The sequence below is a fragment of the Nostoc sp. genome, assembly GCF_036917415.1.
Lineage (GTDB): Bacteria > Cyanobacteriota > Cyanobacteriia > Cyanobacteriales > Nostocaceae > Nostoc.
In genome coordinates this window covers 21,917-36,989 of the sequence record NZ_JBALDJ010000105.1, presented here as the reverse complement: position 1 = coordinate 36,989, position 15,073 = coordinate 21,917, and the positions used below count along the sequence as shown (strand labels likewise).

12 protein-coding genes are annotated in these 15,073 nt (G+C 42.1%); 10 read left to right on the top strand and 2 right to left on the bottom strand.

What is annotated here, in order from left to right:
* Positions 1 to 183: 183 nt before the first annotated feature.
* The 9 genes from V7K41_RS22745 to V7K41_RS22705 all read left to right on the top strand — a co-directional run bounded on the left by V7K41_RS22745 (position 184) and on the right by V7K41_RS22705 (position 10,882).
* Positions 184 to 744: a Uma2 family endonuclease gene (locus tag V7K41_RS22745; protein WP_334851862.1), complete on the top strand. Its 561-nt coding sequence runs from the start codon at positions 184 to 186 to the stop codon at positions 742 to 744.
* Between the two features lie 1,392 nt (positions 745 to 2,136).
* The gene (locus V7K41_RS22740; protein WP_334851860.1) at positions 2,137 to 2,673 is read left to right on the top strand and encodes a GAF domain-containing protein; all 537 of its coding nucleotides are present in this window, start codon (positions 2,137 to 2,139) and stop codon (positions 2,671 to 2,673) included.
* A gap of 81 nt (positions 2,674 to 2,754) precedes the next feature.
* Positions 2,755 to 3,144 (top strand): VOC family protein, encoded by a 390-nt coding sequence (locus tag V7K41_RS22735; RefSeq protein ID WP_334851858.1) that lies wholly within the window; start codon positions 2,755 to 2,757, stop codon positions 3,142 to 3,144.
* Positions 3,145 to 3,477: 333 nt separating this feature from the next.
* Positions 3,478 to 3,810, top strand: coding sequence for a DUF433 domain-containing protein (locus V7K41_RS22730; protein ID WP_334851856.1), 333 nt, complete (start codon positions 3,478 to 3,480; stop codon positions 3,808 to 3,810).
* Between the two features lie 6 nt (positions 3,811 to 3,816).
* Positions 3,817 to 4,170 carry a DUF5615 family PIN-like protein gene (locus V7K41_RS22725; protein WP_334851855.1) on the top strand — a complete coding sequence of 118 codons (354 nt, stop codon included), beginning with the start codon at positions 3,817 to 3,819 and terminating at the stop codon, positions 4,168 to 4,170.
* 223 nt (positions 4,171 to 4,393) lie between these two features.
* A complete protein-coding gene (locus V7K41_RS22720; RefSeq protein WP_334851853.1) occupies positions 4,394 to 6,136 on the top strand; it encodes a Dyp-type peroxidase in 1,743 nt (580 codons plus the stop codon).
* Between the two features lie 219 nt (positions 6,137 to 6,355).
* Complete coding sequence (locus V7K41_RS22715; protein WP_334851851.1) at positions 6,356 to 7,597, top strand: class I SAM-dependent methyltransferase; 1,242 nt, start codon at positions 6,356 to 6,358, stop codon at positions 7,595 to 7,597.
* A gap of 365 nt (positions 7,598 to 7,962) precedes the next feature.
* The gene (locus tag V7K41_RS22710; RefSeq protein WP_334851850.1) at positions 7,963 to 8,841 is read left to right on the top strand and encodes an NAD(P)-dependent oxidoreductase; all 879 of its coding nucleotides are present in this window, start codon (positions 7,963 to 7,965) and stop codon (positions 8,839 to 8,841) included.
* Positions 8,842 to 9,370: 529 nt separating this feature from the next.
* The gene (locus V7K41_RS22705) at positions 9,371 to 10,882 is read left to right on the top strand and encodes a hypothetical protein (protein WP_334851848.1); all 1,512 of its coding nucleotides are present in this window, start codon (positions 9,371 to 9,373) and stop codon (positions 10,880 to 10,882) included.
* A gap of 488 nt (positions 10,883 to 11,370) precedes the next feature.
* Here the strand turns inward: V7K41_RS22705 and V7K41_RS22700 are convergent, their stop codons facing one another.
* Positions 11,371 to 13,446, bottom strand: coding sequence for a chromosome segregation ATPase (locus V7K41_RS22700; protein ID WP_334851846.1), 2,076 nt, complete (start codon positions 13,444 to 13,446; stop codon positions 11,371 to 11,373).
* A gap of 160 nt (positions 13,447 to 13,606) precedes the next feature.
* Positions 13,607 to 14,506: an Hsp33 family molecular chaperone HslO gene (hslO, locus tag V7K41_RS22695; protein WP_334851844.1), complete on the bottom strand. Its 900-nt coding sequence runs from the start codon at positions 14,504 to 14,506 to the stop codon at positions 13,607 to 13,609.
* A gap of 140 nt (positions 14,507 to 14,646) precedes the next feature.
* On the opposite strand from hslO, the gene V7K41_RS22690 reads away from it, so the two are divergent.
* Complete coding sequence (locus tag V7K41_RS22690) at positions 14,647 to 15,033, top strand: hypothetical protein (RefSeq protein ID WP_104909462.1); 387 nt, start codon at positions 14,647 to 14,649, stop codon at positions 15,031 to 15,033.
* The last annotated feature ends 40 nt before the right edge of the window (positions 15,034 to 15,073 follow it).

The window sequence follows — 15,073 nt, the reverse complement described above, 5'->3', positions numbered from 1 at the left end:
GTACGTGGCGATCGCATCCTTCACTAATGAACCACGGTTTTCTGGCTGGAAAAATTTTTTACTCATATAACATAAATTATCTCTTTTTAAACGTTTTAAATAATGCCCCGCATCTTTGTTATTTATTAGCTACGCGATAACACACTTTAAAGATATAATTAAATTATTTTAGGAGTAATTTTTATGGTTATATTATCATCTAATTTTTCTTTAAAAGAGTTTCTGCAATTACCAGAAACTAAACCAGCTAGTGAATATATTGATGCAAAAATCTATCAAAAACCAATGCCGCAGGGAAAACATAGTAGAATTCAAACTCGTTTATCAACCGAGATTAATCGGGTAAGCGAACCTGAGCAAAAAGCTTTAGCATTAACTGAATTACGCTGCACATTTAGAGGACGTTCTTTAGTTCCAGATATTGCTGTATTTGAGTGGTCGCGGCTTATTCTTGATGAAGATGGGGAAATTGCCAATAAGTTTGAAATTTATCCAGATTGGATAATTGAAATTTTATCACCTGACCAATTTCCTAACCGTGTGATTGATAAAATTATTTTCTGTATTAATCATGGTACAAAATTAGGTTGGTTTATTGACTCTAACGATAAATCGGTGATGGTATTTCAACCTAATAAATTGCCAGAAGTAAAATATAATAATGATAAATTGACTGTTCTTGATGTATTAACAGATTGGCAAATTACGCCAGCAGATATATTTAGTTGGTTAAAAGTGAAATAGTTAAAAGGACGGTTATAAACCACGTCTACACAAGCAAGACTTACCTGCGTAGGTTTCAAACCCTTAATTTAGCTCGTTCACCTCATCACCTCGTTCCCCGAATGTAGCGTTTTTTGTATGATGCAATAGACTGTGACCTTTTTTTAACAAGAGAGAGGCTTTGAATCTTACTCCCCTTCCCTAGTAGGGAAGCAGGGTGGTTTCATACGAAAAAAGAAAAATACATAAGTCTTGATTTCTCGTGAAAGTGGCATGGCTTTTTCCCTCACTTCCATTCCTCTCCCCCACGGGGGGAGAGGCTTTGAAACCCAGTTTTAATTTTTCTTTGCTTGTATGAAACCACCCTGCCCTTCCCTAGTAGGGAAGGGGCTGGGGGTTAGGTCTGTATTGCACTCAACTCAGAAGCCCTATAGTAGGTTGGGTTGAGGCTTTGCGAAACCCAACAAAGCTTTGATAATGTTGGGTTTCGTTCCTCAACCCAACCTACGCCTTACTACGCCTTACATAAAATACTGAAATAAGAAAGCAAACTGGGGTTTGAGAAAGCAAAAGCTGATTTGACTTGCGGAAAACACCAAAATGAGAAAGCAAAAGCTGATTTGACTTGCGGAAAACACCAAAATGAGAAAGCAAACTGGAGTTTGAATAAGTAAAAGCTTATTTTGCTTGCGGAAAACACCAAAATGAGAAAGCAAAAGCTGCTTTTGAGTAAGTCAAAGCTCATTTTGAGAAAGCATTTCAGTATTTTGAGAAAGCAAACGGGCATTTTTATAAAGCAATTAGGCATTTTGGTAAAGTAATCAGCAAATCTACCTGACAATTCAAAATCACGGCTGTACAAATCAAACCAACATTTAGATAAATTGATAACTTTTCCGTATAATTTCTCAGCTTAATTAAATATAAGGGATTTATAAAGTATAAAAAGCATGGATAAAAATTTAACTCGTATAAGGTTTTTAATTAGAGGATCTCCCCAAGTGGAGCGACTGGCGTGGGTTAGGGGGGATCTAAAAGTGCCTAAAATTATAGTGAAATACTTTTCAAACAACCTCTTATATTGGTTTACAAATGTTTGTAATTAGGTATACAAACTGACTTGTTACATTACAGTTTGAAGTATATTTATTGTTTCAAACTATAGAAAAACTCAGCATATTTTTTGTAAATTTCAAAAATTTTAACTTTAAATTTATAATTTTAAACTTTCTCTGGTGTAAATTAAAAATTGCAATTTCTTAATAATTTATTTTAAATCCTGCAAAAATGTTGACTAGTAAGATGTTCAGTTAATCTTGAATTGCAGTTATAAATACAATAATGTATTTAAATAAGGTCTAATAAATTACTATATAAATCCGGCAGCATTTACTTAGTCGTAATTTTAGAACCGTGCAAATTCATCCTCACTCCGAATTTCACCATAGCCGCGATCGCCGTGACCAGGGTTTGCAAAATTTGCTCGATCGCCTTGTCAGAAGTATGCAGCGAGATGAGTTAGTTCGGCAAACGACGAATCAACTCAGAGAATCGCTTCAGGTTGATCGGGTGGTGTTGTATTATTTTTACGGGCAGTGGCAAGGTCAGGTGACTTTTGAATCTTTGAGTTCTCAAGAATACTCAATACTGGGTTCCACTGGCCCAGATGATTGTTTTAACAGCGACTATGCTGCTTTATACTTAGCAGGACGGGTAAAGGCGATCGCTGATATTGAATTAGAGCCAATCCAACCTTGTCACCGAGATTTTCTCCGCAATTTGCAGGTTCACGCTAACTTGGTTGTACCAATTGTCATACCTAGAGGATTATGGGGATTGCTGGTAGCACATCACTGTCAAGAGCCTCATTATTGGTCGCCATCAGATATAGAAATGATGCAAATAGGGGCACAAACTCTAGTAACAGATCGTAATATTCTGGAGAGTTAAGTAACTGTGTATTCAAATCGCATACAGTTAAGTAGCAGAGATACTCGCCAGCACTGATTTTTCTAATAAGGAGAAAGAACTGTGAAATTTGGTTACACGGTCATCTGGGTAGACGATGTAGTTAAGACGGTTGAGTTTTACGAAAAAGCTTTTGGTTTAGTTCGTCGCACTCTCTTGGAAAAGGGGCAATCTATCTGGGCCGAAATTGAAACCGGAAACACTACACTAGCTTTCTCTTCTAGTAGCGAAGCACAGAAATTATTTCCTGGAGGCTTCCATTCCAACGACGCTACACAACCACCGCCATTAATTCAGATATCATTTATCACTCCTGATGTTGGCAGCGCTTATATGAGAGCGATCGGGGCTGGTGCAAAAACACTACATGCCCCTAAATCTCAGCCTGGGGGACAAACAATTGCTTGTGTCCGCGATCCTAATGGTGTGCTAGTGTCGTTGGTGAGTGGCTAGTACCGCAAGGCGGAAGTCATATCATGTCCGGTGAAAGATTTATCATTAAGACCGCAGGGGGCAGGGGGCAGGGAGCAGGGGGAAAGAGGATTTTCCGGTTTCTGCATAGATTACGGGAATTATAACTAATTAACCGGACATGATATCAAAAGTTAAAAGTCAAAAGTCAAAAGTATTATGGAATAAGCTGTTTAGGGCTTTTCAATGGTCGGTTTTTTTCCGCCGACCTGTACTAGGTAGTAAATTGACTTTTAGCAGATGTCTTGAGCTTGATAACTGCTTCTACATTTGGCTTATACTGGGCATAGGAAAACAGCACTGCCCAGATTTAAAATGCTACTTATTCCTACTGTTACACCGATTCCCCTTATAACTGATGCAAATGGGGTTGTTAGGATTAGCAAAACCCGCATCACTTTAGATACAGTTGTTACAGCTTACCTTGAAGGGGCTACAGCAGAAGAGATCGGAGAACAGTACCCATCGCTTCATCTTAAGGATATCTATTTTGTTATTGGTTATTACTTAGGACACCAAGCCGAGGTTGATGCCTACCTTCGAGAGCGTCAAAGGCTTGCCGCGGAGGTTCAACAGGAAGCTGAAAAGCGTTTTAACCCTATTGGAGTGCGCGATCGCCTTTTAGCAAGACGCAACCCACAAGGGTAAATTGCGATGCTGGGTTTCTTGGCTGACGAGAACTTTAACAATCAGATTATCCGTGGTGTTCTGCGTCGTAACAGTAATGTTGATATTGTCCGTGTTCAGGATGTTGGATTGATTGAAGCAGACGACCCAACTGTATTAGAATGGGCAGCGCAAAATAGGCGTGTGGTGCTAACTCATGATGTCACGACGATGACAACTTTTGCTTATGAACGATTACAAGCAGGCTTGGCAATGCCTGGGTTATTTGAGATCAGTCGTCGTGTTTCAATTGGTTTAGCGATCGAGGAAATTTTGTTGCTAAATGAATGTAGCTTAGAAGGAGAATGGGAAGGACAAGTCCGGTTCTTGCCTTTACGTTAACGATTGGAGGCGATTAATTGGGCTGACATTGGTGCTAGTTTTCCCTACACGCCACACCCTTTCATACGACGCAATTTTCCTAACCATGAAATATGGATAGAATTGCTGCATAAATCTCTTACCTAACTCCGATAAGTTAACACAGGTTCTCATTAGAGATACCTGATTTGATATTTCCATTCTGGAATAGTCAATAGGCTTTCCCATCTACAGGACTTTGATCGTGACACAACAAATAATTCGTGAAGCACCTGCTCCTGAACCGTTAGAAGGTCAACAGGCAAATGCATTTTACGTCCTTGCGCCTAATGAGCCTATTCTCAATGTCAACAATATTCAAGGCAACATTCTAGGTGGATTCAATAAAGACTACCAAGCCCTCTTATTCCTTGAAATTGAAAATCCAAATGCTTTCAAGAATTGGCTGAAGTCACAGATCAATTTCATTGCCACCGCCTCAGAAGTGATTGCCTTCAACCGCTTATTTAAATCCGCCAGACAACGACGAGGCCGCGAGGGTACTGTTAAGGCAACCTGGGTTAATGTAGCTTTCTCTTTTGAGGGGCTGAAGAAACTAACCAATGATGCCGACTCATTTACGGATGAAGCCTTTAAAGCTGGGCTAGCAGCACGCGCTGCTGAACTGAACGACCCGGTAGACAAAGATGGCAAACCTATTGCCTGGGTTGTAGGTGGGCCAGATAATGGCAAAGTTGATGTGGTTTTCATCATTGCCAGCGACGAACGCGCGGACTTATTAGCAGAAATCTCGCGGATTTTAGAAAGCATTGTGGCATTTACAGATGGGAAAGGCAACGCTAAGAGCAGCGGAGCCAGAATTTCCTTCTTGGAAGAGGGAGCTAACTTACCCCCACCCCTGACTGGACATGAGCATTTCGGCAACCTAGATGGAATATCACAACCTGGTATTCGTGGCCGGGTTGCTGATAATCCTAAAGAACTTCTGACTCCTCGGCAGAATCCAGAGAATAAAAACCAGGGCAAACCAGGACAGGATCTGCTGTGGCCAGGAGAATTCGTTTTTGGCTATGAAGGTCAGGACAATGAAGCTAAAAAGTTGGAACATAGCAAAGGTCAGGTTGTGTCGGCGGGATTACACTGGGCAAATGATGGCTCTTACCTTGTATTCCGGCGATTGCGTCAAGATGTGTATAAGTTCCACAAGTTCTTAAACGATATTGCTGCTGACCTAGACACCGACGCTCGAAAGGTGAGCGCAAAGCTGATTGGTCGCTGGCCTAGTGGTGCTCCCACTGTCCGAACGCCCGAAGAAGACGCCCCAAGTTTGGGTGATGATGACAATGCCAACAATGATTTTGAATTCAACGGTGATGATGCACCAGATGGAAAATTCTTCAAAAACGATGTAGTTCCACCTTCTAAAGATGCAACGGGTCTGCGCTGTCCGTTTATTGCCCATACCCGCAAGACTTATCCACGCAATGACAAAACACCAGGAGGGAAAGTCCCTAATTCTGACGATATTGATATCGATCGCAGTGAAGTGACCACTCAAACACATCGCTTGCTCCGTCGCGGCATTCCTTATGGCCCTGTGTCTCCTTCAACGCCTAACAATCCGCTACAAGACTCGAACTTTGTCGATCGCGGTCTCCACTTTTTGGCTTATCAGACTTCGATTGTAGACCAATTTGAGTTTGTCACTAAGTTCTGGGCTAACAATCCAAACTTTAGTGAGGAGGCGGCTAAAGGCCACGAGTTTGAAGGTAAATTAACTCTTGGTCACGATCCAATTATTGGTCAAAGTGAAAATAATAAACCAAATGGCGATCGCACACGCAAGTTCTTTATCCACCTTGAGGATGACCAAAATCAACCTCAAACTAAGGAGTTGACTGCACCTGAAGACTGGGTAATCCCTACTGGTGGCGGCTACTTCTTTGCACCCTCGATTTCTGCTTTGAAGGAAGTATTGACAAAATAAGGATTTTAGGGAAAGAGGAGCAGAACCATTTTGTGGCGATCGCACCGAACTGCAAACTTCCCAAGTTTTGTCTGTCAATAAATGCCAGCGCTTATGCCACAGTGGTCGATATCATAGGGTTTGTAGACAGTTAGAGAAATAATGAATTATGAATTTTGTTTTGCATCATTCATAATTCATTTATTTTTCTCTATTCCCCAATCTCAAACCTCAAATTTTATGGATTCAAATCCAGCATTGTGTGCTGCGATCGCAAATCGCATTACCACCAGTCCTCAGCAAAGAATTACTTTTGCCCAATTTATGGATATGGTATTATACCACCCTGAACACGGCTACTATTCCAGCGATGCACTCAAAATTGGCTTTAAAGGTGGTGATTTTTTCACCTCTCCCAACCTCTGCTCAGACTTTGGCGAGTTACTAGCAGAACAATTTTTGCAAATGTGGGAGATTTTAGGAAAACCTGTACCCTTTTCTCTGGTAGAAATGGGAGCAGGGCAAGGATTGCTGGCATTGCATATCCTTAAATATCATCAGCTACACTACCCAGATTTTTTTACCGCGCTGGAGTACATCATTGTTGAAAAGTCCCGAACTTTAAGACAAGAACAGCAGCAACGCTTGCAAGATTTACCTGTGCGTTGGTGTAATTTAGAGGAAATACCACCAAATGCGATCGCAGGCTGCTTTTTTTCTAACGAGTTAGTTGATGCTTTCCCCGTCCATCAATTCATTCTAGAAACGGGAGAACTCCAAGAAATTTATGTGACAACATCAGAAAACCTAACCCTCCAACCCCCTTCCCTAGAAGGTAAGTCTTTCTCCCCTCCCCTCATAGGGGAGGGGTTGGGGGAGAGGTCAAATTTTGCATTTGTGGAAGTCACAGGAGAACCTTCAACGCCCCAACTAGCTGAATATTTAGACTTAGTAGGAATCCACTTTACCCATGCATATCCAGATGGCTACCGTAGTGAAATTAATTTAGCTGCTCTAGACTGGTTGAGTATAGTAGCAGACCGCTTACAGCGCGGCTATGTGTTAACAATTGATTATGGCTACCCCGCCAGTCGTTACTATAATCCCAGGCGATCGCAGGGAACACTACAGTGTTATTACCATCATCGTTTCCATGACAACCCCTATGTTAATATTGGGCGACAAGATATCACTGCCCATGTTGACTTTACAACTTTGGAACATTGGGGTGAGAAGTGTAACTTAAAAAATGTTGGTTTTATCCAGCAGGGATTATTTTTGATGGCGTTGGGGTTAGGCGATCGTATTGCAGCCCTTTCTTATCAAAAGCAACCTCTCTCGCAGTTACTACAGCACCGGGACGCACTACACCAACTTCTAGACCCCACAGGACTCGGCGGCTTTGGAGTCTTAATTCAGAGCAAAGGTCTGGACAAGACAGAAATCTCTCAACCATTAAAAGGATTAACCCTACCAGAGTAAGCGTAAAGAAAGAAAAGTTAAAACTCTATTTAAGAATGCAGTATCAGTCTTATTTGAACTAGCATAACAGTGATTACTCTAAAGTTAAACACACTACCAAAGTAATAATTATGTCCACTCATGACCTGTTAATGCTAGCAACACTACTTACCCCTGGTATATTACTTTCAGTGATAATTATGTTAACTTTTGCTGCCGGTGGTTGATTGCTAGAGTTAGGGAGTAGGAAAACTGGGATTTAAGATACAATCTTAAATCTCAAATTTCCCAACTAATTTGAATCAAACAATGCAAACGCGATGTCCCATGAGCTGCAATCCTCAAAGACTCGCGATCGGTAACGCTGTATTAAAGGAACGTAAAAAATGAAGGTGGCATTTCTGGGAACTGGACTGATGGGACTACCAATGGCTCAAAGGTTATTAGCCGCAGATATACAGCTAGTTGCCTACAATCGTACCCCAGAAAAATTAGCACCACTACAAGCATCTGGGGCTGAAATTGCTACACATCCCCGCCACGCCATTCGTGCTGCTGAGTGCATAATTCTCATGCTGACTAATGCCCCGGCCATTTATAATGTATTGCTTTCAGATACTGCTTGGCAAACTCTGGAAGGACGCACAATTATCCAAATGGGAACAATTACGCCGACAGAAAGCCAGGAAATTAGAGATGCAGTTGTTGCTGGTGGGGGTGAGTATTTAGAAGCACCTGTATTAGGGAGTATTCCAGAAGCAAAAACTGGCAAGTTGAGTGTTATGGTAGGGGCCGAAACAGAACAATACGAACGCCACTTGAAGTTACTCCAAAATTTTGGGACAGAACCTTTACTTATCGGGCCAGTGGGATCTGCGGCGGCGCTTAAATTGGCACTAAATCAACTAATAGCTTCTCTAACAACTAGCTTTGCTTTGAGTCTAGCTTTTGTCCAGCGTCAAGGTGTCGATGTCGATGTGTTTATGCAAATCTTGCGCGACAGTCCACTTTACGCCCCTACCTTTGACAAAAAGCTACAACGGATGTTAGATGGCAATTATGCCGATCCCAATTTTCCCACAAAACATTTGCTTAAAGATACGGAATTATTTATCTCAGAAGCGAAATCTCGGAGTTTGGATCTTAGCAGTATTAAAGGAGTGCGGCAAATCTTGCAAACAGCCGTAAAAATGTCATTTGCTGATGATGATTACTCATCACTATTTTCAGTCATTAAGGAATGGGGAGAAGCGATCGGGGAATAAAGAGTTTAAGCTCATCTCACGCCTGAAGCCAGTGGGGAGCTAGGCGCTAACATTGGTTTTCTTAACTTGTACCCCTGTGGAGAAGAGACTTCTTGGCATTGTAGGGAAAAGGGTAAAGGCATAAAATTTTCCCTTACCCTTTAACCTTTAACATGCACCCCAACATTTTGCAAAAGTAACTTTTGCAAGATGTCTAAGCAAGCTAGCAAGAGCGTCTTGCTTTCAAAGAAGGAACTGTTGTTAGTTTCGTCGACTTATTCGCGTAGCATCTCTGACAGCAGTTTATTCTCACGTCAAGTGACGTTTGACAAGCAAAGCCCAACAAATACCTTGGTCATGTTGGGCTTCGCTAATATTCAAGACAGTAAGTGCAATTTTTCTTAACCTAAGGGTATTGACTTATACGCTCCTCGAAAATTATAAATTAAAACTTTTTAAAATTAAAATATAGTCAAATTCCGAATATACTTTGGGAATCACAACTTTTACCTTAGTCTTTACACTTAAAAAGTAATAAAGAAGGTATTAAATGAGGCTATTTACAGTTGGTGACAGTGTTTCTCAAGGCTTTATGTCTTTGGCAGCAGCCCGGACAGACCTTTGTTTTTCAACTTTGATTGCGAGGTCAATGGGGCAAGTAGTTGATACTCAATATCTCTATCCTAAATGGTTATTGGGGGGACTACCAACCAATATTGAGAAGATTCTACGACGTTTAGAGAAAAAATATGGCTCAGATATCAACGCCCTAGATTGGCTGACCATATTGCCAACTCTTGAGACTGTACTTGATGAAACTGAAGATTTCTTTGAACGTGGAGAAGGTAGTGCTGAACACCCTTATCCAGGAGGAATTGAATTCTTCCATAATGTAGCAATTCAGGGTTTTGATATTGCTGATTCTTGGATGATAACACCCAATATTTGCAAGTATCAAATTAAACTTAGTAACGATAAAGGAGATGGCAAGCCTGGTTTCTTGACTCTGCCCAATGCTGCCTTCTATCGAACTGCACTTAAAGTTCTCAACCCGTCTTTAAATCCTCTTTTTGACAACTATAGCCAACTTGATTGGTTGAACCATCATGCAACCGCTCCAGGGGGAGTTGAGAATTTAATTCTCTGGTTAGGAGCAAACAATGCCCTTGGAACTGTCATCGGTTTAGAAATTAATCAAACTCCCAATGACCCAAATCAGACTCTTAACAACCCAAGCCAAGATCCCAAATCATTCCGTGAGGTAAGAGAACAATGGAACCTGTGGCATCCCAATGATTTCGAGGCTGAATATCGAGAATTGCTCAATCGGGTTGATGGAATCATGCAAAATAACACCAACCCTAATTGGAATGTCTTCATTGGGACAGTACCGCTTGTAACTATTGCGCCATTGGCAAAAGGCGTAGGTTCAACTACTGAAATTGATGTGCCAGGAGAGGATAAACCTTCAGTTTACTACAAATACTACACTTATTTCCCCTTTGAAGAGGATACGGTTAAAAAAACCGGAACCTTATACCTGACGCTACAAGATGCCCTCTACATAGATGACTGTATTCGCACATACAACAAAGTAATCAAAGAACTGGTCAAGAGTAAGAACAGTCAGTATCCGCAACCACACTATCATATTGTCGATCTTGCCAATGCTTTACAACAAATTGCCTTCAAGCGAAATGCTGGACAAGTGCAGTATGAATTCCCAGAAGAATTCAACTTTACCTATCCCCAGGTCAATACAAAATACTACCACGCAGACACAACTGGACGACTACGGCAAGGTGGACTATTTAGTTTAGATGGGATTCATCCATCTGCCATTGGTCAAGGATTGATTGCTTATGAATTTCTCAAAAAGATGAAAAATGTGGGAGTTGTTAATAACACCCAACTAGATTGGAAGTCGATCTTTTCCAGCGATCAACTTTATTCCCAACCTATTACTTTGATGCATGAGTTTTACGATAATAAAGAATTTGCTGAAACCATCATCAAGCTATTTGGCAGGAATCCGCTTGCCAGAAACCCAGTTAAGAATTGAAGATTTGGTTAAGCTAAAAAGCTTAATTTTAGATTGTCTTTGGTCATAGCTTCGTGCTTATTTCAGTAAGAAAATTTAACGTCTGAAAAGATGTTTGAAAAGTATTTTTGTAACATCTTAAGTCTCGAAAACCTAACCCTTCCTCGCCCCCATTCTCTTGTAGGGAATGAAGTTTTAAACCCTCTCGACCTTTCGAGGAGAGGCTGGGAGTGAGATTTTGAGTATATATACTTTACAACTTTTCAAACAACCTCTTACTGAGGATAAAGATTAGTAATATAGCCGTAGCCACATAGGTTAGGACAGTGTTGATTGCTCAAAGCTTTAAAGCAACTGGGTTTTTACTCAGCACTCAGCACGGGCTAAACGCCCCGCTTCCGCTAACAGCACTCAGCACTTTGCTATACTGCTCACTATCGGCGATATTGAGATGCTTAGTGAGTAGCTACACTGTGTTCTATTGACTTGAAAATTGCTCTAATAGACGATCACTGACCATTAATAGTAGTCGATCGGGGAAATGGTAGAGATTCAGGCACAGACGAAGGCTGAGGTTCAGGTTGAGGATTGAGAAATTCCTGCCAAGTCTTAATTTGCTCTTGCGCTGCACTGTAAGCAGCACTACCGCGTGGAATTGATTTGGCAATGTCAATACCTCTAGCAATGTCAGACTGACCTTGAGTGCGTGCTATTTCTAACAATTGCTGACTCCATTGGTCAATAGCCTGATTCGCATCCATACGTAAGATGCTATTGTTTGAAACTCGATCCGCTAGTCGTATTGCCTCAACCAAGGCTTCTGGAGTGCCAGCTACCCCCACTTCCTGGGCTTTTTTCCAGTTTTCTCTAGTGCGGATTTGCCCTTCCCAGTCATTGATCGCAGTTTGTGCTTCTTGTGAAAGCGCCCTTCCCGATGAAGCAATTTGTTGAGCTGTGCTAATGGCGGCGGTGAGATTTCCACTTTGAGCCAATTCTTGTGCTCGATCTAAATAAGGTTGGTCTTGAATTCGCTCAATCTTTCCTACCCAAGTACGAATTTTTTTCCGTGCTTCTGGATATAGTGCACGACCTCTACGAATTTCGCTGGCCTGGGCGATCGCAGCTTGCAAGGAGTTAATATCGTCGAATATTGCGATCTGTTCGGCTCGGTCTAAGTAAGGTTGGTCTTCAATTGTCTCCACTTGGGCATTCCAGCGACCTATCTCTTGTCTAGCTTCTGCGCCTCTAGGGTTACTAGCAGGAATAAGCTGTACTTGGGCGATCGCTGCTGTTAAATTAGGGACTGTTCCCTGGCTAGCCAATATTCTTGCTTTTTCCAAATGGGCAACATCTTCAATTTCCAGCTGCCAACGAGCAATTAGTTGCTGTGCTTCGTTATACACTGGTCTGGAAGGATCGATTTGTTGTGCTTGAGCGATCGCTGCCTCTAAACCAGAAACATTACCGATCCAAGCACTCCTTTTCGCGTCAGCTATGGCAATAAAGTCATCAGTTTCGCCTTGTAGTTTCGTACTTTCCGGTATTTGCCTAGCAATATTCAGCGCTTCATCCGCATCCTGCTTGTCTAGCTTTGCCTGTGCCAATTCCAGCATTTTGCGTCCAAATGCCGGAATCGCTTCCTGAGCTTTTTGGTAAATGTAACTTTCCTGCCCAATTGACTCGGCTAACTTGATCGCTTCTAGTATGTTATCGACTACTTTGCTGTTTGCTAAACTTTCGGCTTTTCCTAACTTATCGCCATCTTCTCGCGCTGTGGCAATGAGACGATTCAATTGGTCGTATTTAGTACCTGCCCAGTATTGATTGTCTACACGCAGCATTTTGGCAGATAACATGAATGCCGATTGCCAGTGCCGTTCTTTTACTTCGGCGATCGCACCGTTGTATGTGGCTTCAGCCTTTGACCAAATCGACTGCCATTTGTCAACTTGTTCATCGACTAATTTATAAGCTGCTACATCTTCGGGTATCTTACGAGCAGTTGCGATCGCTTCCTCTAAATTCCCTGTTTGGAAACTTTGATCGGCTAGCTTTAAAATATCCCGCGACCATTCTTCGATGAAACGATCGATTTCTCCATGCAACGGGTGATTTTGTGGTAGTTGCTTCACCAGAGCGATCGCTTGCAATAGGTCGTTCACTGTTTGCTTAGAAGCCGCCAACTGAGCGCAGTGTAGCCGCACAGAAGCACTAGCTAGCGGCCAGAAAATCGAGGGGCAATTAGGAGCAGCTGGCAACTTGAACAGCATTGCCATTGCCAAGAATCCTACACTGCCGGGAATCAACATTAGTAGTACTAGCCACAACGTCCAGCTTTTCATCCAGCGTGGCCATTTCCCAGAAGTACTACTGAGTTGGGCAGTTTCTTCTGAATGACTATTTATAGTTAATCCTTCCCTATGGTTTTTTTTTCGCCGCTTCACTGACTTGGAGGTAGAACCAGTAGCTGGGACATCAAATGGCTGAGTTTCACCGAATTGTTCTGTTCGGGATAATCTTTTGCTTTGATCTGGCTTTCTTCCACTGGCTGAAGACCAACTGTCTGGAATATCCCGCTCTGTCATCTCTCACACCAAAATAATTGAATAGCGCTCTGTCTTAGGTTGATAATTCCATTGTTGACATAGTAACTTTCTCGTCATTAAAAAGCTACTTTTTTGATTATCTCTCTCTACAGAGTACCATGATCAATCTCAAAATTCAGTGCTATTTTATACTTTATCTTCAAACAGCAGATTCGGCTTGCAAATCGGAAATTAGTTGAGCTAACTGTTCGCTACTTGCTTGGTAGACGTTGCCGCAAAAGTCACAAGTTGCTTCAGCACCATCATCCTTAATAATCATATCTTGCAGTTCAACTTCTCCCAAAATCTTCAGTGCCCCCAAAACGCGATCGAAAGAGCAACCACAGTGGAAGCGCAACATTTGGCGTTCGGAAAAGATTTCCAACCCCATGTCTCCCAATAAGTCACTAAAGATTTCAGGTAACGTCTTCCCAGCTTGCAACAATGGCGTAAATCCTGCTAGACCAGCAACCCGTGATTCCAACGTTTCTACTAAAGCTTCGTCTCTGGCGGCTTTGGGCAATACTTGTACTAGTAACCCTCCAGCAGCAGTTACTCCTGTTGCTCCCACGAACACACCTAAAACTAAAGCCGAAGGTGTTTGTTCAGAATTCACCAGATAATGAGCTACATCATCACCAATTTCGCCAGAAACTAGTTCTACCGTACTAGAGTAAGGATAACCGTGACCGATATCTCGCACAACGTAGAGGTAGCCGCCACCCACAGCACCACCAACATCTAATTTACCTTTGGCGTTGGGAGGCAATTCTATAGATGGATTCCCAACATATCCGCGTACCGTACCATCTAAGCCTGCATCTACTAATATGCCACCCAAAGGACCATCGCCCTTAACGCGGATATTCACCCTCGATCCAGTCCGCTTCATATTAGAAGCCATTAACAAGCCCGCCGTCATAGTCCGACCCAGTGCTGCCGTTGCCACATAAGAAAGCTTGTGGCGCTGCCGTGCCTCCTCTGTTAAACGTGTGGCGATCGCACCTACGGCACGAATTCCACCTTCGGCTGCTGTTGCACGAATTAACTGATCCGCCATGAATAACCTTACATTTCTTAACAAGTTCACTTTTCTTATTCTAAGTTCTCTGCTGCGAGAAAAGTCACCTAGTCATAATCAGTGATTGTATTTGCAATATTAGAAATAGCGATGTCTTATCTTTAGGTAATCCGAGAAAAATGCTGGGTAATTTTCAACAAAGCCAACTGCGGATTGAAATCGAAGCATCAACAGATGCAATTCGTGACAGTCTGCTGCATCCCGTGCAACTAAAAAAATGGCTTTTAGGTCAACGTTTTGCGCCAGGAATGCCAGAAGAACTGCTTCCCGGATTTCAGTTTACAACCTGGACTGGGCCAGTCGCGATTCATCATCAAGTAAATGTTGTTAAATCCAACTGCCTCCGCTTAGTACTCAGTGGAGGCATTGACGGCTTCCACGAATGGTACTGGGGAGAAGGTTGGGTACAGTCCCGCTTGGAAGGAATTTCAATTTTGCCCTTGAATTTGGGTCAAACACTCAGCTTGTTGAGCTTGCGTCAGTTTTTAGCAACTCCAGAACGTTGAATTGACTGAACGTAGAAAAGGGATTTTCCTTGTCTCTATG